The 24625-nt window shown below is 70.6% G+C and carries 23 protein-coding genes and 1 riboswitch; of the genes, 13 read left to right on the forward strand and 10 right to left on the reverse strand.

The window, feature by feature from the left end:
• Window positions 1–25 precede the first annotated feature (25 nt).
• Window positions 26–802 (reverse strand): isocitrate lyase/phosphoenolpyruvate mutase family protein, encoded by a 777-nt coding sequence (locus tag LCG91_RS04045; protein WP_224442584.1) that lies wholly within the window; start codon window positions 800–802, stop codon window positions 26–28.
• A 112-nt stretch (window positions 803–914) separates the two neighbouring features.
• Here LCG91_RS04045 and LCG91_RS04050 point away from each other — a divergent pair, with 112 nt between their 5' ends.
• A complete protein-coding gene (locus LCG91_RS04050; RefSeq protein WP_224442585.1) occupies window positions 915–2102 on the forward strand; it encodes a MalY/PatB family protein in 1188 nt (395 codons plus the stop codon).
• A gap of 154 nt (window positions 2103–2256) precedes the next feature.
• Here the strand turns inward: LCG91_RS04050 and LCG91_RS04055 are convergent, their stop codons facing one another.
• From LCG91_RS04055 to LCG91_RS04065, 3 genes are read right to left on the reverse strand one after another with little or no spacing between them, the layout of a single operon-like run.
• Window positions 2257–2454, reverse strand: a complete 198-nt coding sequence (locus LCG91_RS04055) for a hypothetical protein (RefSeq protein ID WP_153001716.1) — start codon at window positions 2452–2454, stop codon at window positions 2257–2259.
• A gap of 23 nt (window positions 2455–2477) precedes the next feature.
• Window positions 2478–2975 carry a GNAT family N-acetyltransferase gene (locus tag LCG91_RS04060; RefSeq protein WP_224442586.1) on the reverse strand — a complete coding sequence of 166 codons (498 nt, stop codon included), beginning with the start codon at window positions 2973–2975 and terminating at the stop codon, window positions 2478–2480.
• A 24-nt stretch (window positions 2976–2999) separates the two neighbouring features.
• The gene (locus LCG91_RS04065) at window positions 3000–3488 is read right to left on the reverse strand and encodes a GNAT family N-acetyltransferase (protein ID WP_224442587.1); all 489 of its coding nucleotides are present in this window, start codon (window positions 3486–3488) and stop codon (window positions 3000–3002) included.
• Window positions 3489–3556: 68 nt separating this feature from the next.
• On the opposite strand from LCG91_RS04065, the gene LCG91_RS04070 reads away from it, so the two are divergent.
• Complete coding sequence (locus LCG91_RS04070) at window positions 3557–4435, forward strand: LysR substrate-binding domain-containing protein (protein WP_224442588.1); 879 nt, start codon at window positions 3557–3559, stop codon at window positions 4433–4435.
• A gap of 16 nt (window positions 4436–4451) precedes the next feature.
• Here the strand turns inward: LCG91_RS04070 and LCG91_RS04075 are convergent, their stop codons facing one another.
• Genes LCG91_RS04075 through LCG91_RS04090 form a run of 4 tightly spaced genes read right to left on the reverse strand, consistent with a single transcriptional unit; the run spans window position 4452 to window position 6374 of the window.
• Complete coding sequence (locus LCG91_RS04075) at window positions 4452–4706, reverse strand: hypothetical protein (RefSeq protein WP_209677668.1); 255 nt, start codon at window positions 4704–4706, stop codon at window positions 4452–4454.
• A complete protein-coding gene (locus LCG91_RS04080; RefSeq protein ID WP_058728205.1) occupies window positions 4703–5185 on the reverse strand; it encodes an FBP domain-containing protein in 483 nt (160 codons plus the stop codon). Before LCG91_RS04080 ends, LCG91_RS04075 begins: the two co-directional genes overlap by 4 nt.
• Before the next feature lie 48 nt (window positions 5186–5233).
• Window positions 5234–5971 (reverse strand): M56 family metallopeptidase, encoded by a 738-nt coding sequence (locus LCG91_RS04085; RefSeq protein ID WP_058728206.1) that lies wholly within the window; start codon window positions 5969–5971, stop codon window positions 5234–5236.
• A gap of 13 nt (window positions 5972–5984) precedes the next feature.
• Window positions 5985–6374 carry a BlaI/MecI/CopY family transcriptional regulator gene (locus tag LCG91_RS04090; protein ID WP_224442589.1) on the reverse strand — a complete coding sequence of 130 codons (390 nt, stop codon included), beginning with the start codon at window positions 6372–6374 and terminating at the stop codon, window positions 5985–5987.
• Window positions 6375–6469: 95 nt separating this feature from the next.
• Window positions 6470–6560: riboswitch (glycine riboswitch) on the forward strand.
• A gap of 170 nt (window positions 6561–6730) precedes the next feature.
• On the opposite strand from LCG91_RS04090, the gene gcvT reads away from it, so the two are divergent.
• The 8 genes from gcvT (at window position 6731) to LCG91_RS04130 (ending at window position 17608) form a co-directional block, all read left to right on the forward strand.
• A complete protein-coding gene (gene gcvT, locus LCG91_RS04095; protein ID WP_224442590.1) occupies window positions 6731–7846 on the forward strand; it encodes a glycine cleavage system aminomethyltransferase GcvT in 1116 nt (371 codons plus the stop codon).
• Window positions 7847–7850: 4 nt separating this feature from the next.
• Window positions 7851–8228 (forward strand): glycine cleavage system protein GcvH, encoded by a 378-nt coding sequence (gene gcvH, locus LCG91_RS04100; protein WP_224442591.1) that lies wholly within the window; start codon window positions 7851–7853, stop codon window positions 8226–8228.
• Window positions 8225–11158: an aminomethyl-transferring glycine dehydrogenase gene (gene gcvP, locus LCG91_RS04105; RefSeq protein ID WP_224442592.1), complete on the forward strand. Its 2934-nt coding sequence runs from the start codon at window positions 8225–8227 to the stop codon at window positions 11156–11158. Before gcvH ends, gcvP begins: the two co-directional genes overlap by 4 nt.
• 400 nt (window positions 11159–11558) lie before the next feature.
• Complete coding sequence (locus tag LCG91_RS04110) at window positions 11559–13187, forward strand: ABC transporter substrate-binding protein (protein ID WP_137766700.1); 1629 nt, start codon at window positions 11559–11561, stop codon at window positions 13185–13187.
• Between the two features lie 246 nt (window positions 13188–13433).
• On the forward strand, window positions 13434–14363 hold the full coding sequence (locus tag LCG91_RS04115; RefSeq protein WP_137766701.1) for an ABC transporter permease: 930 nt from the start codon (window positions 13434–13436) through the stop codon (window positions 14361–14363).
• Window positions 14353–15303 carry an ABC transporter permease gene (locus LCG91_RS04120; protein WP_058749296.1) on the forward strand — a complete coding sequence of 317 codons (951 nt, stop codon included), beginning with the start codon at window positions 14353–14355 and terminating at the stop codon, window positions 15301–15303. Before LCG91_RS04115 ends, LCG91_RS04120 begins: the two co-directional genes overlap by 11 nt.
• Window positions 15300–17042, forward strand: coding sequence for a dipeptide ABC transporter ATP-binding protein (locus LCG91_RS04125; RefSeq protein WP_224442593.1), 1743 nt, complete (start codon window positions 15300–15302; stop codon window positions 17040–17042). The genes LCG91_RS04120 and LCG91_RS04125 overlap by 4 nt, the downstream gene beginning before the upstream one ends.
• Window positions 17043–17104: 62 nt before the next feature.
• Window positions 17105–17608, forward strand: coding sequence for a PH domain-containing protein (locus LCG91_RS04130; RefSeq protein ID WP_224442594.1), 504 nt, complete (start codon window positions 17105–17107; stop codon window positions 17606–17608).
• Window positions 17609–17798: 190 nt separating this feature from the next.
• On the opposite strand, the gene LCG91_RS04135 is transcribed toward LCG91_RS04130, so the two are convergent.
• Window positions 17799–18344, reverse strand: coding sequence for a PH domain-containing protein (locus LCG91_RS04135; RefSeq protein WP_224442595.1), 546 nt, complete (start codon window positions 18342–18344; stop codon window positions 17799–17801).
• Between the two features lie 281 nt (window positions 18345–18625).
• Window positions 18626–20308: an ABC transporter family substrate-binding protein gene (locus LCG91_RS04140; protein ID WP_224442596.1), complete on the reverse strand. Its 1683-nt coding sequence runs from the start codon at window positions 20306–20308 to the stop codon at window positions 18626–18628.
• Between the two features lie 144 nt (window positions 20309–20452).
• Between LCG91_RS04140 and LCG91_RS04145 the strand changes: the two genes are divergently transcribed.
• From LCG91_RS04145 to LCG91_RS04155, 3 genes are read left to right on the forward strand one after another with little or no spacing between them, the layout of a single operon-like run.
• Window positions 20453–21436, forward strand: coding sequence for an ABC transporter permease (locus tag LCG91_RS04145; protein ID WP_224442597.1), 984 nt, complete (start codon window positions 20453–20455; stop codon window positions 21434–21436).
• Between the two features lies 1 nt (window position 21437).
• The gene (locus LCG91_RS04150) at window positions 21438–22466 is read left to right on the forward strand and encodes an ABC transporter permease (protein WP_224442598.1); all 1029 of its coding nucleotides are present in this window, start codon (window positions 21438–21440) and stop codon (window positions 22464–22466) included.
• Window positions 22463–24601 carry an ABC transporter ATP-binding protein gene (locus tag LCG91_RS04155; RefSeq protein ID WP_224442599.1) on the forward strand — a complete coding sequence of 713 codons (2139 nt, stop codon included), beginning with the start codon at window positions 22463–22465 and terminating at the stop codon, window positions 24599–24601. The genes LCG91_RS04150 and LCG91_RS04155 overlap by 4 nt, the downstream gene beginning before the upstream one ends.
• The last annotated feature ends 24 nt before the right edge of the window (window positions 24602–24625 follow it).

The following is a 24625-nucleotide window of genomic DNA, read 5'->3' on the forward strand; positions in this document are numbered from 1 at the left end:
ACGGGCCTCCCGTCCGTCACCGGGCTCAGTTGAGGGCGGGGGTGTCCTCCGGCACGACGCCGTCGCCGTACAGGTCGGTCGCCAGGTCGCGCAGCGCGCGAAGCGCCACGCGCTGCGTCAGCGGGCCGTAGGAGATGCGCGCGACGCCGAGTTCTTGGTACTCGGCGGCGGACAGGGCACCCGGCAGCCCGATCACCGAGAGCTTGCCGCGGCCGAGCCCGTCGACGAGCCGCTCGACCACGTCGCGCTGGATCGCACCCGGCACGAAGACGAGCGGCGCTCCGACGTCGAGGAACGCCTTCCCGCGGGCGATGGCGTCCTCGATGCTCTCGTCGATCGGACGGTCACCACCGCGCGCGATCGCGTCGGTGCGGGCGTTCAGCTGGAAGTCGATGCCCTCGGCCTCGACGGCAGCGGTGATCGCGGCGACCCGGGCCACGGCCTCGTCGAAGGGGCGGAGGCGGTCCTCGACGTTGGCGCCGACGATCCCGGCGGCGATCGCGCGGCGGATCGTCTCGGCCGGGTCCTCGTACCCGTCGTCCAGGTCCGCCGTGACGGGCAGGTCCGTGGCGGCGGCGACGGTCGCGGCGCCCGCGAGGGCGACGTCGAGCGGCATCCCACCGTCGTCGTAGCCGTGGCTCGCGGCGATGGAGTGCCCGGCCGTCGCGATGGCCTTCGTCTCCGGCAGGTCGCTGACGACCTTCGCGCTGATCGCGTCCCACACGTTCACGACGCGCAGGATCTCGGGGGCTTCGTGCAGCTGCTTGAGGATGGTCGCCTTGTCGGCGGTGCTCGTGCTCATGGTGCCGAACCTATGCGGCGGACGTGTGGCGCGACCGTGACCGGACCGGCAGACGACGCGCGATGACGTCCGGACTCGCACCGCGCCTCCCGGTCGATGCATGCTGGGACGCATGGCTGACGACGAACAGGACCCGGTCGGCACGCTCCGTGGGGTCCGCACGAGCATCAAGTGGACGCGCTACGCGCCCGACGTGCTGCCCCTGTTCGTCGCCGAGATGGACCACGACGTCGCTCCGGCGATCCGCCAGGCGCTGGTCGAGCGGGTGCAGCAGTCCGACCTCGGGTACCTCGACGGCCCCGGACCGCTCGCGCCGGCGTTCGCGCAGTTCGCGCGCGACCGGTGGGGCTGGGCCGTCGACCCGGCGCGGGTGCACCTCGCCACCGACGTCAGCGTGGGGATCGTCGAGTCGCTGCGGCTCGCGCTGCCGGACGGTGGACGCGTCGCGATCACCCCGCCGGTGTACCCGCCGTTCTTCGAGCTCGTGGAAGAGGCGCGATGTCAGGTCGAGGAGGTCCCGCTCACCGAGCAGTGGGGCGTCTACCGGCTCGACCTCGACGGGCTCGAGCGTGCCTTCGCCGACGGCGTCCGGGTGTTCCTGCTCTGCAACCCGCACAACCCGATGGGGCTCGTGCACGACCGGGCCGACCTGCTCGCGCTCGCCGAACTCGCCGCCCGGTACGACGTGCTCGTCATCAGCGACGAGATCCACGCACCGCTGACGCACCCCGGCGTCCGCTTCACCCCGTTCGCGATGGTCGCCGAGGCCACCGGTGCCCGCAGCGTCTGCGTGACGAGTGCGAGCAAGGGGTGGAACCTCGCGGGGGTGAAGTGCTCGGTGATCGTGGCGGGGGACGACCGGACCGAGGCGCTCCTCGACACCCTGTGGGAGGAAGTGGCCTGCCGGACGAGCATCCTCGGGCTGCACGCGAACCTCGCGGCGTTCACGCTCGCCACGGACTGGCTCGACGACGTCGTCGCCCGGATCGTCGCGAACGAGCGGTTGCTCGGCTCGTTGCTCGCCGAGCACCTGCCCGGCGTGGTCTACACGCGACCACGAGCCGGGTACCTGGCGTGGCTCGACTTCCGGGGGATCGGTCTGGGGGACGATCCGGCGGTGCCGCTCCGCGAGCACGCCTACGTCGCGCTCAACTCCGGGCTGGGGTTCGGCGCGCAGGGTCGTGGGTTCGCGCGGCTGAACCTGGCGTGTTCGCCGGAGACCCTGCGCGAGGCGGTGCACCGCATCGCGGCGGCCTACCCGTCGAGTGCGCAGGAGGGGTTGGTCTGGCACGTCGCGTGAGCGGCGGGTGACGAGCTGTCGGCCTGGAGACGCGGGCCGGCCGCGTGCTGCGAAGCTCGCGCTCAGCGACCCGTCTCGGCCCCGCGGACGCGAGGGGCGTCGGTCAGCCCGAGTCTCGCACCAGCGAGCGCACGAGCTGGTCGCGGCGCTGGCCTCAGTCGGACGGGACGTCGACGTACTGGTTGCGCCCGACGACGCGGATGCGGAGGTCGTCGTCGCGGTCCATGGCGAGGAACTCCCGCGCGACCGGACCGACGGACGACCACCGCAGGACCTCGGTGATCGGGGTCCCCTCGATGAACACCTGCCACACGCCGCGCTCACGGACGGCCTGCACCTCGTACGTCGCCATGCGGTGAGCGTACCGGGCTGCGGTCACACCAGGTGCTTCTCGTACCACCGCATCGTCGGCACGGTCCCGTCCGGCTTCGCCCAGTCCGCGGGGGCGCGGTGCGTCAGCCGCCAGCCGCGGCGTTCGTAGAGCCGCCACGCGCCGGGCGTCTCCTCGGTCACGTCGAGCCGGAGGACGGGGGCACTTCCGACAGCGTCAGCGCTCGCTCCTGCGGCGGCTGCGGCGGCCGTCTCGGCGGTCGCGAGCAGGGCGTCGGCGGTCCCGCGCCCGCGGTGGTCCGGATGGACGACGAGCCGGGTGACGAGCGGTGGCGCGACGGCGTCGGGAGCGGCGAGCCCGACGTGCCCGACGACGCCGGCATCGGGCGACCACGCCGTCCAGGCGGCCAGGTGCCCGGGTGGTGTGAGCCACGACGCGGGATCGTTCGGCCAGTGCGCCGGGTAGCCGTCCTGGTCGTGCGTGCGCCGCAGCACCTCGACCAACTGCTGCAGGTCGTCGTGGCTGCGCGGGCGGATGTGCACGACCGCGACGCTACCGGCTCGTTGTCACACCAGGTCGAGCACCATGTGGACGTCGGCGCGCACGTACGGGCTCGGCGCGATCTCGTCGTGCTCCAGGTGGCGGAAGCCGAACGCCTCGTACAGGTGCACCGCGCTCGCCAGGGCACTGTTGCTCTCGAGTGCAACCCGCTGCGCGCCGAGGGCACGGGCGCGGTCGAGCGCGGCGGCGATGAGCTTCCGGCCGGTGCCGTGTCCCTGGTGCGCCGGTGAGACCGCCATCTTGACGAGCTCGAACACGCGGTCGCCGACCGGCATGATCCCGATGCAGCCGATGACCTCGTCGTCGAGCCGCGCGACGAACACCGCGCCTCCGGGCTCGACGATCCGGCCGGTCGGGTCCCCGAGGATCGCGCGGTCCTCGTCCTCGAGCGTGAAGTACCGCTCGATCCACGCCTCGTTGAGGGTACGGAACGCCACGGCGTCCGTGGCGGTCTCGAGTTCGGCGATGGCGAGCGTGGGGGTCGTTTCCGGCATGGACCCATCCTGGAACGGCGCTTCGATCACGTCCAATACTCGTTCGTTCGGATCGATAAGCTGCGTGCATGGATGTCGATCTGCGACAGCTCCGGGCGTTCCTCGCCGTCGCCGACGAGCTGCACTTCGGGCGGGCCGCCGAGCGACTGCGGATCGCCCAACCCGCGCTCTCGCAGCAGATCCGACGGACCGAGCGGGACCTCGGGGTGGACCTGTTCGTCCGGACCTCGCGGAGCGTCGCACTGACCGCAGCCGGGCGGGTGCTGCAGGGTCGAGCGCGCTCGCTGCTCGACCAGGCGCAGCGTGACCTCGACGAGGTCGTGCGGGTCGGACGCGGAGAGGCGGGGCGACTTGACGTCGGGTTCGTGGTCTCGGCACTGCCCCTCGGTCCGATCGAGCGCGTCCAGGCCTTCCGGCAGCGGTACCCGCTCGTCCGCGTCGAGTTGACGGAGGGCTACTCGTCGTCGCTCCTCGCCCGCATCGCCCGCGGCGAGCTCGACCTGGCCGTCCTGCGCGACCCCGACCCACACCCGGCCGTGCGCTTCCTGCCGTTCCGGAGGGAGCGGTTCGTCGCGGCGGTCCCGCACGGGCACCGGCTCGCGGAGCGGACGGCTATCCGGGGGACCGAGCTCATCGACGACCCGTTCGTGTTCTTCCCCGCCGTCGCCGGTGCGGTCGCGACCGAACGCAACCTCGCTCCCGTGGTCGTCGACGGCCGTCGGCCCGAGATCGTGCAGGAGGCCACGACGTGGGCCACCGTGCTGCACCTGGTCGGAGCAGGGCTCGGTGTGACGATCGCCCCGAAGAGCGCGACCCTCGCGGCACCCGACACGGTGGTGCTGCTGCCCCTGCAGGACGACCCCGCCCGCAGTGCGCTCGTCTGGGCCGTCCGAGCCGACGACGACCGCGAGATCCTCCGCAACTTCATCGCCGCGACCGAGCCCTGAGCGCAGCATCCGCCGCTCATCCCAGCGGCAGCACCGGAGCCCGCTGGTCGCCGAGCTCGTCCTCGTGCCACGGTCGGGCGCCGCGCAGTGTCAGCCCGAGCTGCACGAGCACGAACGCCACGTGCGGCTCGACGTCGGGGTCCCACACCCCCTCGACACCGAGGCCGAGGGCCCCGAGCTCGTCGTCGGCCTCGTCGCGGATGCTCAGCCGCCACCGGCCGTCGCCGGACTCCTCGACGACGGCCCAGCGTGCGGTGTCGAACCGGCTCACGCGGTCTTCGAGACGTCCTCGGTGAAGTTCCGCACGCGCTGCAGCAGCGCCTCGCCGCGCATCGCGATCGTCGCCGGCGGGTTGAGGTGCGGCGGCGCGGTGCGGATGAGCATCGAGCAACCGAGGTCCTCGCAGATGTAGGAGCCGATGGTGTTGCCGTTGCGACCGGACTCACCGGCGCGGGCGGCCGAGAACAGCCGGACCTGCGTGGCCGGCTGCGGCGAGTGGCAGAACGAGCACATCGCAGCGATGCCCGGGCGCAGGGAGCCACCGGCGGAGCGGACGACGATGCCCACCGGGCGGTCGTCGATCCACGACACGATGTAGCCGCGGCGGGCGGCCTGGGGATCGCGCCAGCCCAGGAACTCGCGCTCGTCCCACAGCATCTCGTGCAGCCCAGGGATCGGGAGCTGCTCGAGCTCGTCAGGGGTGGCGTTCACGAACGACGAACGGATGTCTGCTTCGGTCAGTGGCTTCACGGTGCCCGCAAGCCTATGCCTCGCCGCCGACAGGCGCGTCCGGCCGGTTCAGCCCAGCCGGGAGGCACGCACCGCCCCGAGCGCGCTCGTCCCGTCCGCCACGAGCACCGCCCGCCGCAGGGCGTCACGTCCGACGCGACGGGCCGCCGCGTCGTCGGCGGCGAACTCGACGAGGACGCGCGTCGACCGCGCCATGGCGCGCGCGCCCGGCACCCAGGGGACCGCGCGCTCGATCGACTCGGCGACCGCGACGGCCACCGCGTGGCGCTGGGTCAGGTGGGCGCGTTCGTGGGCGACCACGGCCTCCAGTTCGTCGGTCCGCAGCAGGTCCGCCAGCCCGGTGCTGACGAGCACCCCGCCGGACCGGCCGGGGACCGCGCAGGCGAGCGCGTGGTCCGCCTCGACCAGGGCGACGGTCGTTCCGTCGATCTGCCGGTGCGGCGCGGCGCCCGAGCGCATGGCCTCGCGGACGGCCTCGTGCTCCGGGCCGGGACGGACCCGCACGGCGACCACGAAGGCGAGCACGGCGAGCAGCGCCACGCCGATGTCGAACCCGTGCGTCGGCGACTCACCCAGCCCGAACGGGTCCGTGAGCGGCCGGTCCGCGACGACCACCAGCGTGGTGCCGACGACGAAGCCGACGACACCGAGCAGGACCGCGACGGACCACGACACCAGTGCGGTGCGCGGGTGGTCGATCGTCCAGGCGGACCGGGTCAGGACGCGCGGGGCGACCACCACGACGACGAGGGCGAGTGCGATGAGGACGACTCCGGCGACGACCACGCGACCGGTCTCCTCAGGACTGGGCTCGGGCGTCGAGGGCGCGACGCAGGACGTCGAGGTCGTCCGAGGCGAGCGCTCCGGTGAACTGCAGCAGGGCGGCCTCGCGGTCCGACGCGGCGGCGAGCGCGCTCGACATCAGCGACGCGGTCTGCTGCTCGCGACTGTGCACGGCGCGGAAGGTCAGCGGGGCGTCGTCGTGCTCCTGCCGCTCGACCTGGCCCTTGCGGCCGAGCCGGTCGAGCACGGTCAGCACCGTCGTCAGTGCGGGTCGGGGCTCGGGGAAGGCGTCCAGCACCTGGCGGGCCGTGCACCCGTCGACGATGCCGCGGTCGGCCGCGGCGCGCAGGGTCTCGAGGACCGCCTGCTCGAGCTGCCCACGGGGGCGCGATCGCTGTCCTGCCATCCCCGCATTCTACGAGACGTCGAAGACGGTGCCGCGACACATGCCCGAAACGCGGGGTCGGTATGCTCGGGCCTGCACAACTCAACACCGGCCGCACACCCGCCGCGGGAGAGCCGAGCGCACGCGCACGGCACCGAAGGAGCAACCTCCCCGTCAATCTCTCAGGTCCCACACCGCAGCGGACAGGCCACTCTGAAAAGCAGACACGCGTCCCCGCCGGGCCCGCGCGGTGTCTCGCCCACGGTGAAAGCCGCCGGACCTCACGGGCCGCGGTGAAACTCTCAGGCCCATGACAGAGGGGGAGTTCCCACCCGACGACGGCCGTCGGGTCCTGCCGATGCCAGGAGAACTCCGTCATGCGTTCCTCCCCACTCGAACCCGCGCACGAGGCTGCGGGCGCCACCTTCACCGACTTCGCCGGCTACCGGATGCCCGTGCGGTACTCGTCCGACCTCGCCGAGCACCACGCGGTGCGCCAGGCGGCCGGTGTCTTCGACCTGTCCCACATGGCCGAGGTCGGCGTCGTCGGCCCGGACGCCGTGCCGTTCCTCGACCACGCGCTCGCCGGGTCCTTCGGCGCGATGCCCGTCGGCCGTGCCAAGTACTCGCTGCTGCTGGCCGAGGACGGCGGGATCCTCGACGACCTCGTCGTGTACCGCACCGGCGAGGACGTCTTCCTCGTGGTGGCGAACGCGGCCAACCGATCCGTCGCGGTCTCGGCGCTGCAGGACCGCAGCGCCGGGTACGACGTCGAGGTGTCCGACGACTCCGACACGACCGCCCTCGTCGCGATCCAGGGTCCGGCCGCCGCGGGCACGCTCGACGCCCTGGTCGTGGCCGACCGCCTGCAGCCGGAGACCCCGCTCGACGAGCTCCGCTACTACCGCGTCCTGCACGCCCTGTTCGACGGCGCCGAGGTCCTGGTCGCCCGCACCGGGTACACCGGCGAGGACGGCTTCGAGATCTACAGCGGCACCGAGGTCGCGTCGTCCATCTGGGACGCCCTGCTCGAGACCGGTGCCGACCGGGGTGTCGTCCCCGCCGGTCTCGCCGCGCGGGACACCCTGCGCCTCGAGGCCGGCATGCCGCTCTACGGGCACGAGCTCTCCACCGACGTCCGGCCCGCCCAGGCCGGGCTCGGTCGGGTCGTCGCGACCTCAGGCTCGTTCGTCGGCGACGCCGGTGTGCAGCCGGCCCCCGACGCCCGCGTGCTCGTCGGACTCGTCACCGAGGGTCGCCGTGCCCCGCGCGCCGGCTACGACGTCGTGCTCGACGGCACCGTGGTGGGCACCGTCACGTCCGGCGCGCTGTCGCCGACGCTCGGCCACCCGGTCGCGATGGCCTTCGTCGACCCGTCGGCGCTCGCCACCGTGGCCGACGGGGGACAGGTCCTCCACATCGACGTCCGCGGCACCGCCGTCCCCAGCACCGTCACCTCGTTCCCCTTCTACCGCCGCACTCCGAGAGGCTGATCCCGTGACCGACCAGACCGCACTGCAGTACACCGCCGACCACGAGTGGGTCCTCGTCGAGGGCGACACCGTGACCGTCGGCATCACCGACCACGCCGCCGAGCAGCTCGGTGACGTCGTCTACGTCGAGCTCCCCGCCGTCGGCACCACCACGACCGCCGGCGCGCAGATGGGCGAGATCGAGTCGACCAAGAGCGTCGGCGAGCTGTTCGCCCCGATCGAGGGCGAGGTCGTCGCGATCAACGACGCCGTGGTCGACGCCCCCGACACCGTCAACCAGGACCCGTTCGGCGCCGGCTGGCTCGTCAAGCTCAAGGTCGACGGCACCTCGTTCCCCGAGGACCTCATGGACCACGACACGTACCGGGCGTCCCTCGCATGACCGGCGCGCAGCAGAACCTCCAGACGTCCTTCGCCGACCGCCACATCGGCACGACGAGCGCCGACCAGCAGGTCATGCTCGACGCCGTCGGGCAGCCGTCCCTCGACGCGCTCGTCCGCGCGGCGATCCCGGAGTCGATCCACGCCGCCCCGGTCACCGACTCGGTGATCCCGGCCGCGGTCGGCGAGACCGAGGCGCTCGCCGAGCTCCGGGCGAAGGCCGGGCGGAACACCGTCCGCCGCGCCATGATCGGCCTCGGCTACCACGGCACCCACACGCCCGCGGTGATCCAGCGGAACGTGCTCGAGAACCCGAGCTGGTACACGGCGTACACCCCCTACCAGCCGGAGATCTCGCAGGGCCGGCTCGAGGCGCTCATCAACTTCCAGACGATGGTGTCCGACCTGACCGGCATGGCCACCGCCGGGGCGTCGATGCTCGACGAGGGCACCGCCGTGGTCGAGGGCATGCTCCTGGCCCGTCGTGCGTCGAAGGTCAAGGGCGACGCGTTCCTCGTGGACGCCGACCTGCTGCCGCAGACCCGGGCGCTCCTCGACCACCGCGCGGACGCCGTGGGCATCACGCTGCGGGAGTTCGACGCCGTCACGGGGCCGAGCGTCGCCGACCTCGAGGGCGCCTTCGGCGTGATCCTGCAGTACCCCGGTGCGTCGGGACGCGTGGTCGACCCGTCGGCCACGATCGAGCGCGTGCACGCCGGCGGCGGGATCGCCGTGGTCGCGGCCGACCTGCTCGCGATGACGCTGCTGGCGAGCCCGGGCGACCTGGGTGCCGACGTCGCCGTGGGCACGAGCCAGCGCTTCGGCGTCCCGCTCGGCTTCGGCGGCCCGCACGCCGGGTACCTCGCGGTCCGCGCCGGCCTCGAGCGCCAGCTGCCGGGCCGCCTGGTCGGTGTCTCGTTCGACGCCGACGGACAGCTGGCCTACCGCCTGAGCCTGCAGACCCGTGAACAGCACATCCGTCGTGAGAAGGCGACGAGCAACATCTGCACCGCGCAGGTCCTGCTCGCCGTGATGGCGTCGATGTACGCCGTCTACCACGGACCGGAGGGCCTGCGTTTCATCGCGGACCGGGTGGCACGGACGACCTCGGCGCTCGCCGACGTCGCCCGATCGGCGGGGCTCGAGGTCCTGCACGAGCACTGGTTCGACACGCTCACGCTCCGGGCTCCCGGTCGTGCGGCGGAGATCGTCGACGCGGCGCGCGACGCGGACCGCCTGCTCCACCTGGTCGACGCCGACACCCTGCAGCTGTCGGTGGACGAGACGACCACGCCGGAGGACGTGACGGCGCTCGCCGGCGTGTTCGGGGCGGTGGACGTGACCGTCCCGGCGACCGAGGGCGCCGTGCGCGACGCGGCCACGGGCCTCCCGTCCGACCTGCTGCGCAGCAGCGAGTACCTGACACACCCCGTGTTCAGCGCGCACCGCAGCGAGACCCGCATGATGCGGTACCTCAAGCACCTGTCGGACAAGGACTACGCGCTCGACCGCGGCATGATCCCGCTCGGCAGCTGCACCATGAAGCTCAACGCCGCGACCGAGATGGCAGCGGTGACCTGGCCGGAGTTCGCGAACGTGCACCCGTTCGCCCCGCGCGATGACGTCGAGGGGTACCTCGACATGATCGGCGACCTCGAGTCGTGGCTGGCCGAGGTCACCGGGTACGACACGGTGTCGCTGCAGCCGAACGCCGGCAGCCAGGGCGAGCTCGCGGGTCTCCTCGCGATCCGCGGGTACCACCGGTCCCGCGGCGACCTGGACCGCACGGTGTGCCTGATCCCGTCGAGCGCGCACGGCACGAACGCCGCGTCGGCCGTGCTCGCCGGCATGCAGGTCGTCGTCGTGGCCTGCGACGAGGACGGCAACGTCGACCTCGCCGACCTCCGCGCGAAGACGGCTCAGCACGCGGAGACCCTCGCCGCGCTGATGATCACGTACCCGTCGACCCACGGGGTCTACGAGCACGACGTCCGCGACGTCTGCGATGCGGTGCACGAGGCCGGCGGCCAGGTGTACGTCGACGGCGCGAACCTCAACGCGCTGCTCGGGCACGCCCGGTTCGGCGACTTCGGCGGCGACGTCTCGCACCTCAACCTGCACAAGACCTTCTGCATCCCGCACGGCGGAGGTGGCCCCGGTGTCGGGCCGGTCGCGGCGAAGGCGCACCTCGCGCCCTTCCTGCCCGCGCACCCGATGGCGCAGCAGGCAGACCGGCGGCCCGGGTCGTCGGCGGCCGCGTCGGACGACGCCGACGGTCGGCTCGCCCACGCGGGCGGCCCGGTCAGCGCAGCGCCGTACGGCAGCCCGAGCATCCTGCCGATCACCTGGACCTACGTGCGGATGATGGGGCTCGAGGGGCTGACCCGAGCGACCGAGGCGGCCGTGCTCGGAGCGAACTACATCGCCGCACGGCTCCGCGAGGCGTTCCCGGTCCTCTACACCGGGGAGTCCGGCCTGGTCGCCCACGAGTGCATCCTCGACCTCCGGCCCCTGCGCGAGTCCTCCGGCATCACCGTGGACGACGTCGCCAAGCGGCTGGTCGACTACGGCTTCCACGCGCCGACCATGTCGTTCCCGGTCGCCGGGACGCTCATGGTCGAGCCGACCGAGAGCGAGGACCTCGCCGAGCTCGACCGGTTCGTCGACGCGATGCTCGCCATCCGTGCCGAGGCCGCGGCCGTCGAGCGGGGGGAGTGGCCGGCGGACGACAACCCGCTCGTGCACGCCCCGCACACGGCTGCCTCCGTGATCTCCGGCGAGTGGGAGCACGCCTACACGCGTGAGCAGGGCGTCTACCCGCTGCCGGGCATCAGTGCGCGGAAGTACTGGCCGCCGGTGCGCCGGATCGACCAGGCGTACGGCGACCGCAACCTGGTCTGCGCGTGCCCGCCGATCGAGGCGTTCGCCTGATCCGACCCGCCGCCCGTGTCACACGGCGGCGATCCGAGCGCTGAGCGCGTAGCGTGTGCCCTGTCCGGAGCCCCGGGCAGGGCACACGTGCGTCAGGCGTCCGTGCGGGGCCGACGAGCAGGCCGACGTCGGAGCGCTCCACGTCCCAGCGAGAGCTGTTCGGCTAGCCCATCGGTGTGCGCTCGTGCAACAACTTCGTTGCAGAAGCAACAAACCCGCTCCGGCCTCGTCAGAGCGCCCGAATCTTGCATCCTCCCGCAATGATCCTGCAACTTGGTTTCCGGTTTGTAACCGATGGCCGCAGGGTTTGGTCGGCGGTCGGAGCACTGCCTACAGTGCAAGGACAAACACGCCCGGCAGCACCTCTGTGCCTGGCGTGTCCCATGCACCAGGAGGAACCTTGATCAAGAAGCGCGCTGGGCTCTCTGCCCTCGCCGTGCTCGGGGCCACAGCAATCGCCCTGACCGGCTGCTCCAGCAACGGAAGCGGCAACGGCGGTGACTCGGGCTCGACGAACGCGTCCGGGATCGTCACCACGAACGGCTCCGAGCCCCAGAACCCGCTCATCCCCTCGAACTCCACCGAGACCGGTGGCGGCAAGATCATCACGTCGATCTTTGAGGGTCTCGTCTCGTACGACGCCGACGGCAAGCCGGTCGACGAGGTCGCGAAGAGCATCGACACCGATGACTCCAAGACCTACGACATCAAGCTCAACACGGGCTACACCTTCACCAACGGTGAGAAGGTCACGGCCGAGTCCTTCACGAAGGCGTGGAACTGGGCTGCCCAGAAGTCGAACGCGCAGGGCGCGAGCTACTTCTTCGAGAACATCGAGGGCTACAACGCCGACGCGGACTCGGAGCTCACCGGCCTCAAGGTCGTCAGCGACGACGAGTTCACCGTGACGCTGAAGTCGGCGCAGTCGGACTTCCCGCTGTCGCTCGGCTACTCGGCCTTCATGCCGCTCCCGTCGGAGTTCTACAAGGACACCAAGGCCTTCGGTGAGAACCCGATCGGCAACGGCCCGTACAAGCTCGACGGCAAGGGCGCCTGGACGCACAACCAGTCGATCAAGCTCGTCACCAACGAGGACTACGCCGGCAAGCGCAAGCCGAAGAACGGTGGTCTGACGATCACGTTCTACACCTCGCAGGACACCGCCTACGCGGACGTGCAGGGTGGCAACCTCGACGTGCTCGACGCGATCCCGGACAGCGCCTTCCAGACCTACAAGTCGGACTTCCCGGACTCGAACGTCAACCAGCCGGCTGCGATCTTCCAGGCGTTCTACATGCCGTACTACCTGCAGCACTGGAGCGGCGAGGAGGGCAAGCTCCGTCGCGAGGCCCTGTCGCTGTCGGTGAACCGCAAGCAGATCACCGAGAAGATCTTCGACGGCACCCGCACCCCGGCCAAGGACTTCACCTCCCCGGTGATCTCCGGCTGGAACGACAAGCTCGACGGGTCGGACGTCCTCGACTACAACCCGACCGAGGCCAAGAAGCTCTGGGCCCAGGCCAACGAGATCTCGCCGTACGACGAGACCCTCACCATCCAGTACAACGCCGATGGTGGCCACGAGGCATGGGTGACCGCGGTCACCAACTCGATCTCGAACACGCTCGGGATCAAGGCCGAGGGCAAGGCCGTGCCGACGTTCCAGGAGGCCCTGGACACGCAGACGCAGGACAAGCTCACGGGCGGTAGCCGCACCGGTTGGCAGGCCGACTACCCGTCGCTGTACAACTTCCTCGGCCCGACCATGGGTGAGGGCTCGTCCAGCAACTACGCGCGCTACGACTCGACCGAGTACAACGACCTGCTCGCCAAGGGCCGTTCGGCTGCGACCGTCGAAGAGGGCAACAAGTACTTCGACCAGGCCCAGGAACTCCTGTTCAAGGACCTGCCGGAGATCCCGCTGTGGTACTCCAACGTGACCGGCGTCTGGTCGGCTGACAACGTCAAGAACGTCAAGTTCGGTTGGGACTCCGTTCCGCTGTACTACGACATCGAGGTCACCAAGTAACACCGGTCCCACTGCGGTCCAGTACCGCTGGGACACACCGCGAGCAGGTATCCTGCTCCGCGGCCACCGGACGGGGGTCCGGAGACCACACGGTCTCCGGGCCCCCGTACCTCGGCGGCAACACAACCCCCACCACCGCGGGCGCCGCCGCCCGCACCGGACACCCGTGCCGACCCGCGAGCCGTCCACCCCTCACGACATGAACCAGAACGACACGCGCGCCGCTGCGCAGGACCGAGCGATCTGATGCTCTGGTACCTCGGCAAGCGCCTCCTGCAACTCATCCCCGTCTTCTTCGGGGCCACGTTCCTCATCTACTTCATGGTCTTCTCGCTGCCCGGCGACCCGATCGCCGCGCTGTTCGGCGACCGCCAGCCGTCGCCGCAGGTGATCGAGCAGCTCCGACAGCAGTACAACCTGGACAAGCCGTTCCTCGTCCAGTACCTGCTCTGGATCGGCGGTGTCTTCAAGGGTGACCTCGGCGTCACCTACTCGGGCCTGCCGGTGTCGCAGCAGCTCGCGTCGGCCTTCCCGATCACCGCGCGCCTGGCGCTCCTCTCGCTGCTGTTCGAGGCCGTCGCCGGCATCGTCGTCGGTGTCATCGCGGGCCTCAAGAAGGGCAAGTGGTTCGACACCACCGCGCTCGTCGTCTCGCTCCTGCTCATCTCGGTGCCGACCTTCGTCGTCGGCTTCCTGCTGCAGTACGTCTTCGGCATCCAGCTCGGGCTGTTCCGTGTCACCGTGTCGGGTCAGGCGCCATGGTCGGAGCTCGTGCTCCCGGCGATCGTGCTCGCGACCGTGTCGTTCGCGTACATCGTCCGTCTGACGCGTGCCAGCGTCGCCGAGAACATGAGCGCCGACTTCGTCCGGACCGCCACCGCGAAGGGCCTGCCCCGTCGTCGCGTGGTCGGGGTGCACATCTTCCGCAACTCGCTCATCCCCGTGGTGACCTACCTCGGTGTCGACATCGGCAACCTGATGGTCGGCGCGGTCGTGACCGAGGGCATCTTCAACATCAACGGTGTCGGCGGCACGGTGTTCCGCGCCGTCAAGCTCGGCGAGGGCCCCACGGTCGTCTCGTTCGTCGCCGTGATGGTCATCATCTTCATGCTCGCCAACCTCCTGGTCGACCTGCTCTACGCCGTCCTGGACCCGAGGATCCGCTATGCCAAGTAACGCCGAACCCCGCTCCGCGACGCACTACGTCGCGCCGATCGAGGAGACGCCGCTCCAGGCGGTCGACCAGGTCGACGAGACGGAGAAGACGCGCTCGACCTGGACCGACGCGTGGGACTCCATGCGCGTCCGCCCAACCTTCTGGATCTCGTCGATCCTGATCCTGCTCGTGCTCGTCGTCGCGATCTTCCCCGGCCTGTTCACGCACGTCGACCCGCGCGCGGCGAACCTCGACTTCAGTGACGAGGGCGCCCGTCCGGGCCACCCGCTCGGGTACAACCGCCAGGGCTACGACGTGTACGCCCGAGTCATCTGGGGTGCGCGCAGCTCGGTCATCGTCGGCCTGGTCGCGACGATCCTGGTGTCGCTCGTCGGCATCGTCATCGGCGCCCTCGCCGGCTTCTACGGCGGCTGGCTCGACACGATCGTCTCCCGCATCGGTGACATCTTCTTCTCGATCCCGACCATCCTCGGCGCGATCGTGATCATGTCGGTCATCCCAGCGCGCAACGCGTTCACGGTGGCGCTCGTGCTCGCCGCGTTCGCGTGGCCGCAGATCGCCCGCATCATGCGTGGTGCCGTCCTCAGCGCGAAGCAGTCCGACTACGTCACCGCCTCGGCGGCGCTCGGTGTCAGCCGCTTCACCACGCTCGTGCGCCACGTGATCCCGAACGCGATCGCCCCCGTCATCGTCATCGCGACGGTGTCGCTCGGCTCGTTCATCGTCGCCGAGGCCACCCTGTCGTTCCTCGGCATCGGTCTGCCGCCGTCGGCGCTCAGCTGGGGCCTCGACATCGGCACGGCGCAGACGTCGATCCGCACCAACCCGTCGACGATCTTCTGGCCGTCCGCCGCCCTGTCCATCACCGTGCTCGCGTTCCTGCTCCTCGGCGACGTGGTCCGCGACGCGCTCGACCCGAAGGCGAGGGCCCGTCGATGACCGAGACGCTCACCGATCCCACCACCCGTCGTCCGGCCGGTTCCGGCGCCCCGCTGCTCGAGGTCTCGGGCCTGCAGGTCGGGTTCCGCACCCAGAGCGGCATGGTCCAGGCCGTCCGCGGCGTGGACTTCACCCTCGAGCAGGGCGAGCGCCTGGCGATCGTCGGCGAGTCCGGTTCGGGCAAGTCGACCAGCGCCCAGGCGATCATCAAGCTCCTCGCCGGCACCGGCGAGGTCACCGGCGGGTCGATCAAGTTCAACGGGCGCGAGCTCGTCGGGCTGTCCGACAAGGAGATGGCCGGCATCCGCGGGAAGGAGATCGGCTACGTCCCGCAGGACCCGATGTCGAACCTCAACCCGCTGTGGTCGATCGGCTTCCAGGTGGAAGAGGCGATCAAGGCCAACGGCATGGCGACCGGCAAGCACGCGATCCGCGCCCGCGCGGTCGAGGTGCTGCAGGAGGCCGGCCTCGGCGACGCCGCGACCCGCCTGAAGCAGTTCCCGCACGAGTTCTCCGGCGGCATGCGCCAGCGCGTGCTCATCGGCATCGGCCTGTCGAGCCGTCCGCAGCTGCTCATCGCCGACGAGCCGACCTCCGCGCTCGACGTCACCGTGCAGCGGATCATCCTCGACCACCTCGAGACGCTGACCCGCGACTTCGGCACCTCGGTCCTGTTCATCACGCACGACCTCGGCCTCGCCGCTGAGCGCGCCGAGAAGCTCGTCGTGATGTACAAGGGCCAGGTCGTCGAGTCGGGTCCGTCCAAGGAGATCCTGGCGAACCCGCAGCACCCGTACACGCAGCGCCTCGTCGCCGCGGCGCCCTCGCTCGCGAGCCGTCGCATCCAGTCGAAGGTGCAGCACCAGCGGGTCGACATCGCCGACGCCGGCAGCGAGGACGACGAGCTGCTCGCCCGCGCCCAGGAGCGCGAGCACCGTCCGGCGCAGGACCTCATCGTCGTGAAGAACCTGCAGAAGGTCTACAAGCTCCGCGGCAAGAACCTGCAGTCGCGCGAGCTGAAGGCCGTCGACGACGTGTCGTTCGCGATCCCGAAGGGCACCACCACGGCGCTCGTCGGCGAGTCCGGTTCGGGCAAGTCGACCGTGGCGAAGCTGGTGCTGCAGCTCGAGTCGATCACCGGCGGTTCGGTGACGTTCGACGGCATCGACATCGGTGCGCTCAAGGGCAAGGACCTGTTCGACTTCCGCCGCCGCGTGCAGCCGGTGTTCCAGGACCCGTACGGCTCGCTGGACCCGATGTACAACGTCGGGAACACGATCGCCGAGCCCCTCGCCACGCACAAGGTCGGCGACAAGGCCAGCCGCCGGGCCCGCGTGCTCGAGCTGCTCGACCAGGTCGCGCTGCCGAAGTCGATGGTGAACCGCTACCCGAACGAGCTGTCCGGTGGGCAGCGGCAGCGCATCGCCGTCGCGCGTGCGCTGGCGCTCAAGCCCGAGGTCATCGTGCTCGACGAGGCGGTCTCCGCACTCGACGTGCTCGTCCAGGGCCAGATCCTCGACCTGCTCACCGAGCTGCAGACCGAGCTGGACCTGACGTACCTCTTCATCACGCACGACCTCGCGGTCGTCCGCCTCGTCGCGGACAACGTGTGCGTCATGCGGAAGGGGCAGATCGTCGAGAAGGCGACGACCGACGAGGTCTTCGCCGACCCGAAGGAGCAGTACACGAAGGACCTGCTCGCCGCGATCCCGGGTGCCGGGTTCGAGTTCGGGCGCTGATCCCACTGCACCACCCCGAGGCCGGACGTCCCGTCGTCCTCCGCGCAGGTCGCGGAGGGGCGGTGGCGTCCGGCCTCGTCGCCGTCCTGGGACTCTTCCTGCTCGTCGACGCGGCGGTGCGGGGGAGCTGGGACGTCGTCTGGTCGGCGGTCGGTCCGGTCGCCGCGGTCGTGTGGGCGCTCTGGCTGCTCACGGTCCGGCCCGTCGTCCGGCTCGACGACGACGCCCTCACGGTCGTGAACCCGTTGCGCACGACCCGCATCCCGTGGTCGGCCGTCGCCGACGTCCGCCTGCGCTGGCAGATCGTCGTGCAGACCGCTGAGGGGAACACCGTCACCTGCCGAGGCGGGCCGTCGATCCGCGGGTCCCGTCCGGGCCAACGCGGGGCGCTCTCCGTGCCGGACGAGCCCGAGGAGCTGCGGATGATCCGGCGCCGCTGGCACTCGCATCGTGCGTCGAGCCCCGCCGACATCGCCGTCCGCCGCGAGTGGGACCGCCCGGCGGTCGTGTCCGGAGCAGCGGTCGCGGTCCTGCTGGTCGTCTCCGCGGTCGCGTTCGCGGCCTGACCGACGGACGGTTCCGCCGCACGACGGGGCGGACAAGAGGCACGGCGCGGTCCCGCCGCGCGCGTCCGGACTGCGCCCACGTCGGTCGGGGGGTTCGGCGCGGTCCCGCCGCGCCTCGGGACCGAGCAGACATCGGTCGGGAGGCTCGGCGCGGTCCCGCCGCGCGCCTCCCGTCCGGGGCGGGACCGGTCTAGAGCTGTGCTGCCGCCATCGACGCGGCGACACCGAGCACGATCATCGCCGTGACGGACCAGCCGTGCACACGGTGGGTGATGGTCGCCGCTGCGACCGTCGCCGGCGGCGGCCCGTCGTGCACCACGGGCGCCGGGACGTGCGCGCGGAGGACGTCTGCGACCTGCCGGACGTCCGCAGCCGTGGTCGCGCCGCCCCCGGCGTGACGGATGCCGAGCGCAGCGGTCGGCCGCGTGGCGAGCCAGGTGCGGCGCACGCCCTCGGTCGTGACGACCTCGATGCCGTACTTCGTCCGGACCTCCTGCACGCGGCGCCAGGGGTAGGTGCTGGTGCGACGGACGTCGATGATCGTGAGAGCCTCGTCGGTCACCTCGAAGCGCGGCCGCCACAGGACGGCCCAGGCGAGGAACGCGGTGAAGACGCTCGGGACGGGGACCAGCCACGGGTTGCCGCCGGTCAGCAGCGCGAGGGGTACCAGCACGAGCGCGACGGCCCACAGGACGACGGCGAACAGGCGCATCCGGGGCGCGACGACGGTGCTCATCCAGGCCATCGTAGGCGAGCCGGACAGGTCGAGAGCGCCTCCCCGGGGACGCCCGGGAGCGGGTGTGACACACCTGCGCGTACCGCCGGGCGACCCGGTTCCCCGGGGAGGCGGGTCCGTTGCGGACCTCGTCCGTCCATGGTCGGCACACCCCGTTCGGGTGTCAACACCCCGGCCGTGATCTTCAGGAACGAGAGCGCCCCGGCGGGCTCGGACGGACGCGCGGACAGCGGACGGGCCCGGTCGCGTGGTGCGACCGGGCCCGTCCTGGTGTCGTGCTGCTACTTCGTGAACCCGACCTTGGTCCAGTCGATGTTCTGCGCACCCGCGAACGCGCCGTAGTTGGCGAGCTTCGGGTTCTGCGCGACGAGGGCCGGCTTCGCGGTGATCGGCATGGAGTGCCCGATCGCCCAGACCTGCTTGTCGACCTTGTTCCAGATGGCGTTCGCCTTGTCGGTGTCCGGCTCGGCGATGGCCTGCGCGATGAGCTTGTCGATCGACTCGTCACCGATGCGGCCGTAGTTCTGGCCGGTGTCGCCGGTCTGGTAGATCGACGCGCCGCCCGAGTGGAAGCCGGTGCCGCCCCAGACGAAGATCGTCATGTCGTAGTTGCCCGGCGTGACGTACTGCTCGAAGAAGTCGTCGACCGCGACGGACTTGAGCTTGAGCTCGATGCCGACGTCCTTGAGCTGCTGCTGCATGACCTCGGAGAGCTTCTGCGACGCGGTCGCACCCGACGGGATCGTGATGGACAGCGAGAGCGTCTCGCCGCCCTTCTTGCGGTACTGGCCGTCGGTCTTCCAGCCGTCGTCGTCCAGGATCTTCTTCGCCTTCTCGACGTCGAAGGTGCCGTTCGGGTCGGTGTTCGCCTGGTAGCCGTCGTCGGTCGACAGGAAGATGTGGTTGTCGAGCGTGCCGAGCTTGTACGGCAGGGTGCCACCGATGACCTGCGCCAGCGCCTCACGGTTCACCGCGTGCTGGATCGCCAGGCGGAGCTGCTTGTCCTTGAGGATGCCCTTGGACGAGAAGTCGACGTGCGTGTACTGCGCCGAGGTCGAGGCGTAGATCTTCGAGTCCTTGGCGTCCTTGACGCGGTCGAAGCGCTCCGAGGTCGTCGTCAGGACCGAGTCGATCTCCTTGTTGAGGTAGGCGTCGACGTCGGCGTTGCCGTCGAGCGACCGGAAGATGACCTGGTCGAGCTTCGGCTTCTCACCCCACCAGTTCTCGTCGGGGACGATCGTCACGGTGCCGGCTGTCTCGTCGAGCTTCGACACCTTGTACGGGCCGGACGACAGCGGGACCTTGCCCTTGTACGCCTCGTTGAACTGCTCGGGGGTGCCGGTCTGGCTGGCCGGGTAGAGCGGGCTGAAGAGCGACTTCCAGTCGGAGAACGGCTTGTCGAAGACGACCTTGACGTCCTGGTCGGACGAGCCCTTCGTCACCGAGGCGATGTCCTCGTACCCGGTGGTCGAACCGACCAGGTAGTCCTTGTTCGACCCGTTCAGGGCCTTCCACTCGTTCTCGAAGTCCTTCCACGTGATGGGGGACCCGTCGTTCCACTTCGCCTTCGGGTTGATCTCGTACTCGATCGTGAGCGGGTCGTCGCTCGTGGCCTCGGCCTTCGACACGTAGTCGGTGTCGAGCTGCGGGGCGCCCTTGCCGTCGATCACGTAGATGAACGGCATCGTCGCCTGTTCGATCCCGGAGGCGTCGACCAGGGCACCGTCGACCTGGTTGTAGTTCCACTGCGTGATCCACTGCGAGATCGGCAGACGAAGCGTGCCACCGTCCTGCAGGTCCGAGACGGGCTGCTCGTTGATCTGGGCCGAGGTGGGCAGGGTCTTCTTGCCCGAGTCGTCGGAGCCGCCGCCGGACCCACCGTTGGATCCGCTCGAGCAGCCGGTCGCGACGAGAGCGAAGCCGGCGAGTGCCGCCGTCAACGCCAGGACTTTCCTGTGCTTCATGGTCTTCCCCTCGTGAAGTTGTGGATCACCATACGACCCCCTGGCGGGGGCAGTCGACCCGTTCTGTTGCAAACACCAATTCGTTACGTACCGAGTGCGGGGATGTGATCTCCCGGAAACAAATCGGGTCGTATGGTGTTCCGCATGACCCGCTTCCTGGCGCGTCGACTCGTGTACTACGTCGTGCTCGTGTTCCTCGCCACCTCGCTGACGTACTTCCTGGCCTCGGCGACGTTCAGCCCCCGATCCGTCTACGCCGAGCGCAACCCGGCACCGCCGGCGGCCACCATCGACAAGAAGCTCGACGACATCGGCGTGAACGACAAGACGCCGATCGTCGTGCGCTACGGGCACTGGCTCGGCGACGCCGTGCAGGGCGACCTGGGCAAGACCATCCAGGACCGCAGCGTCAACGATGCGTTCTGGCCGCGCCTGGGGGTGAGCCTGCGGCTACTGGTCGTCGGCTCCCTGCTCGGCATCCTGCTCGGGGTGCTGCTCGGCGTCTGGAACGCCATCCGGCAGTACCGGATCTCGGACCGGGTGAGCGCGGTCATCTCGATCGTGCTCATCTCGACACCGGTGTTCCTGACCGCGGTGTTCCTGAAGATCGGGGCGACGAAGCTCAACCAGGACACCGGCACGCAGCTCATCAACTTCACCGGTGAGGCGACCCCGGGGCTGACCGGCAGCTCGTGGGACCTGTTCGTCGACCGTGGGGTCCACCTGCTCCTGCCGACGATCTCGATCGCGCTCGGGCTCATCGCGATCTACAGCCGGTACCAGCGGGCGACGATGCTCGACGTGCTCGGTTCGGACTTCCTGCGGACAGCCCGGGCGAAGGGCCTGACGAAGCGACAGGCCACCTTCAAGCACGGGCTCCGCACGGCGCTCATCCCGATGACGACGCTCTTCGCCTACGGCTTCCTCGGCATCCTCACCGGCGCCACGTTCACCGAGAAGATCTTCGGGTGGAACGGCCTCGGCGCGTGGTTCATCGACTCCGTGCAGAACAACGACGTGAACGCCGTGACCGCGTACACGCTCTTCGCGTCGGTCGTGGTGCTCATCGCCGGGTTCCTCGCCGACGTCCTCACCGCCGCCCTCGACCCCCGCGTGCGGAGGAGCTGAGATGACCGACACCCGCATCGAGCCCGTCGACGGGACGACCGTCGGCCGGTCGGACACGCCGCTGCCCGGCAGCCCGAAGCCCGGCGGCAAGCAGCGCAACCGCTTCGTCCAGACCGTCGTCCGCGTCTTCATGAACCGGGGGGCCGGGATCGGCCTCGTGGTGATCGTGCTGCTCTTCGCCTTCGCGTTCATCGGCCCGTTCGTCAGCCCGTACGGCTACTCGCAGATCGACTACACCGCGTTTTCGCAGCCGCCGAGCGGCTCGCATTGGTTCGGGACGAACGGCATTGGTCAGGACGTCTTCGCCCAGACGGCGCGCGCCATGCAGAAGAGCCTGCTCATCGGACTACTCGTCGCTTTGTTCTCCACCGCCCTCGCAGCCCTGACCGGTGCCGCCGCCGGCTACTTCGGCGGCTGGGTCGACCGGATCGTGATGTTCTTCGTCGACATGCTGCTCGTGCTGCCGTCGTTCCTGATCATCGCGATCATCAGCCCGCGCATCCAGGACTCCGGCTGGATCGTCCTGGTGGTGCTCATCGCGGCGTTCGGCTGGATGGTGACCGCCCGGGTCGTCCGCTCGATGACGCTGTCGGTGAAGGAGCGGGAGTTCGTCCGCGCGGCCCGGTACATGGGCATCGGACCCTTCCGGATCATCGTCCGGCACATCCTGCCGAACGTGGCGTCGTTCCTCATCATCGACGGCACGATCCAGGTCGGTGCGGCCGTGCTCGCGGAGACCAGCCTCAGCTACTTCGGCTTCGGGGTGCAGCCACCGGACGTCTCGCTCGGCACGCTCATCGCCCAGAACCAGGACGCGGCGCTCACCAGCCCGTGGCTGTTCTTCTTCGCCGCCGGTGCCCTCGTGGTCTTCGCGATCGCGGCGAATCTGCTCGGCGACGGGCTGCGCGACGCGCTCGACCCGACGTCCGCGACCGGCAAGAAGCAGAAGCGGACCGGTCGGAAGCGCGACCAGAACCAGGCAGCGGTCGACGCCGCGACCATCACCACGCAGGCAGGGGCCGGCGCATGAGCACCACCACCACGACGACCACCACGACCGAACCGCTGCTCCGCGTCCGCGACCTCGACGTCCGGTTCCCGACCCCGCGCGGCGTCGTGCACGCCGTCCGGGGGGTCGACCTCGAGCTCCGGCGGGGCGAGGTCCTCGGCATCGTCGGCGAGTCCGGTTCGGGCAAGTCCGTCACGAGCATGGCGATCCTCGGACTGCTGCCGGAGACCACGAAGGTCACGGGGTCGATCGCGCTCGAGGGGCAGGAGCTCCTCGGCCGCAGCGACAAGCAGCTGAGCAAGCTGCGCGGAGCCAAGGTCGCCATGGTCTTCCAGGACCCGCTGTCCGCCTTCACGCCCGTGTACACGATCGGTGAGCAGATTGCCGAGACCGTCCGCGTGCACCGGGGTGCATCGAAGCAGGACGCACGCGCCCGGGCGATCGAGCTGCTCGAGCTCGTCGGCATCCCGCAGGCCGCGCAGCGCGTGGACGCCTTCCCGCACGAGTTCTCCGGTGGCATGCGGCAGCGCGCGATGATCGCGATGGCCATGGCGAACGACCCGGACGTGATCCTGGCGGACGAACCGACCACGGCACTGGACGTGACGATCCAGGCCCAGATCATCGACGTGCTCCGCACCGCGCAGCGCGAGACCGGTGCCGCCCTGGTGTTCGTCAGCCACGACCTCGGGGTGATCGCCGGCATCGCCGACCGCATCGCCGTGATGTACGCCGGGCGGATCGTCGAGACCGCGAGTGCGGACGAGCTGTTCGCCCGACCACGCATGCCCTACACGATCGGCCTCATCGGCGCGCTGCCCCGGCTTGACGAGTCGAGCGGCGAGCCGCTGGTCCCGATCCCCGGGTCGCCGCCGTCGCTCATCGGGCTGCCCGACGCCTGCCCGTTCGCCGACCGGTGCCCGCTCGCCGCCGCCGTCTGCCGTGGGTCGGAACCGCCGCTCGCCGCGGTCGACGTGGCGGCCGGTGTCCCCGGAGAAGGGCCGGTCGACACCTCGGTACCCCACGCGGTCGCCTGCCACCGGTACGAGGAGGCCGCCGAGGCCCACGCCGACGCCGGCGCGATCTTCCGGCTGCCCGAGATCCCGGACACCGGCGTCGCGGTCACCACACCCGCCGCCCGCGAGCAGCGCCCCGCCGTCGTCCAGGTCGAGGGGCTGACGAAGACGTTCCCGCTCGTCAAGGGATCGGTGTTCAAGCGCAAGGTCGGCGAGGTCTACGCGGTGGACGGCGTCGACCTCGACATCCGCACGGGCGAGACGCTCGGGCTGGTCGGGGAGTCGGGGTCCGGCAAGTCGACGACCCTGCACCAGCTGATGGACCTCGAGCGGCCCGAGCACGGCACGGTCGAGCTCTTCGGACAGCCGGTCACGGCGTCGAAGCAGCTGCGGCAGCGCATCTCGATGGTGTTCCAGGACCCCGCAGCGAGCCTCGACCCGCGCATGTCCGTGTACGACGTCGTCGCCGAACCGCTCCGGGCCATCGGCGCCTCGTCGGACCGCATCGCCGAGCGGGTGCCGGAGCTCCTCGGGCTCGTGGGGCTCCGTGCCGCCGAGGCCGACCGCTACCCGCACGAGTTCTCCGGCGGGCAGCGGCAGCGCATCTCGATCGCTCGGGCGCTCGCGACCGAGCCGGAGCTCATCGTGCTCGACGAGCCGGTCTCCGCGCTCGACGTGTCGATCCAGGCCGGGGTGCTCAACCTGCTCGCCGACCTCAAGGCACGACTCGGGTTGTCGTACCTGTTCGTGTCGCACGACCTGTCGGTGATCCGGCACGTCGCGGACCGGGTGAGCGTGATGTACCTGGGCCGCACCGTCGAGGAGGGTGCGGTCGACGAGGTCTTCGAGCGCCCGATGCACCCGTACACGGCTGCGCTCATGTCGGCGGTCCCCGTGCCGGATCCCGTCGTGGAGCGCGCACGGCGGACGATCCTGCTGCCGGGGGACCCGCCCAGCCCGACCGAGCGCCCGACCGGCTGCCGGTTCCGCTCGCGCTGCCCGCTCTACGCGATGCTGCCCGAGGCGCAGCAGGCGCGGTGCCGCGACGAGGTGCCCGAGAAGGCGCCGCGCGCCGGCGCGGAGCGCGACCACCGTGCGGCGTGCCACTACCCGGAGCAGGTGCCGCAGCTGGTCGCGTGACCAGCCGACGGACGGGAGGCGCGG

The organism is Curtobacterium sp. TXMA1, assembly GCF_020162095.1.
GTDB lineage: Bacteria > Actinomycetota > Actinomycetes > Actinomycetales > Microbacteriaceae > Curtobacterium.

Bases quoted from the DNA above. Each gene is read 5' to 3' on its own strand.
- LCG91_RS04045 (WP_224442584.1), bottom strand. From the start codon at position 802: ATGAGCACGAGCACCGCCGACAAGGCGACCATCCTCAAGCAGCTGCAC.
- LCG91_RS04050 (WP_224442585.1), top strand. From the start codon at position 915: ATGGCTGACGACGAACAGGACCCGGTCGGCACGCTCCGTGGGGTCCGC.
- LCG91_RS04055 (WP_153001716.1), bottom strand. From the start codon at position 2,454: ATGGCGACGTACGAGGTGCAGGCCGTCCGTGAGCGCGGCGTGTGGCAG.
- LCG91_RS04065 (WP_224442587.1), bottom strand. From the start codon at position 3,488: ATGCCGGAAACGACCCCCACGCTCGCCATCGCCGAACTCGAGACCGCC.
- LCG91_RS04070 (WP_224442588.1), top strand. From the start codon at position 3,557: ATGGATGTCGATCTGCGACAGCTCCGGGCGTTCCTCGCCGTCGCCGAC.
- LCG91_RS04090 (WP_224442589.1), bottom strand. From the start codon at position 6,374: ATGGCAGGACAGCGATCGCGCCCCCGTGGGCAGCTCGAGCAGGCGGTC.
- gcvT (WP_224442590.1), top strand. From the start codon at position 6,731: ATGCGTTCCTCCCCACTCGAACCCGCGCACGAGGCTGCGGGCGCCACC.
- gcvP (WP_224442592.1), top strand. From the start codon at position 8,225: ATGACCGGCGCGCAGCAGAACCTCCAGACGTCCTTCGCCGACCGCCAC.
- LCG91_RS04115 (WP_137766701.1), top strand. From the start codon at position 13,434: ATGCTCTGGTACCTCGGCAAGCGCCTCCTGCAACTCATCCCCGTCTTC.
- LCG91_RS04120 (WP_058749296.1), top strand. From the start codon at position 14,353: ATGCCAAGTAACGCCGAACCCCGCTCCGCGACGCACTACGTCGCGCCG.
- LCG91_RS04125 (WP_224442593.1), top strand. From the start codon at position 15,300: ATGACCGAGACGCTCACCGATCCCACCACCCGTCGTCCGGCCGGTTCC.
- LCG91_RS04135 (WP_224442595.1), bottom strand. From the start codon at position 18,344: ATGAGCACCGTCGTCGCGCCCCGGATGCGCCTGTTCGCCGTCGTCCTG.
- LCG91_RS04140 (WP_224442596.1), bottom strand. From the start codon at position 20,308: ATGAAGCACAGGAAAGTCCTGGCGTTGACGGCGGCACTCGCCGGCTTC.
- LCG91_RS04145 (WP_224442597.1), top strand. From the start codon at position 20,453: ATGACCCGCTTCCTGGCGCGTCGACTCGTGTACTACGTCGTGCTCGTG.
- LCG91_RS04150 (WP_224442598.1), top strand. From the start codon at position 21,438: ATGACCGACACCCGCATCGAGCCCGTCGACGGGACGACCGTCGGCCGG.
- LCG91_RS04155 (WP_224442599.1), top strand. From the start codon at position 22,463: ATGAGCACCACCACCACGACGACCACCACGACCGAACCGCTGCTCCGC.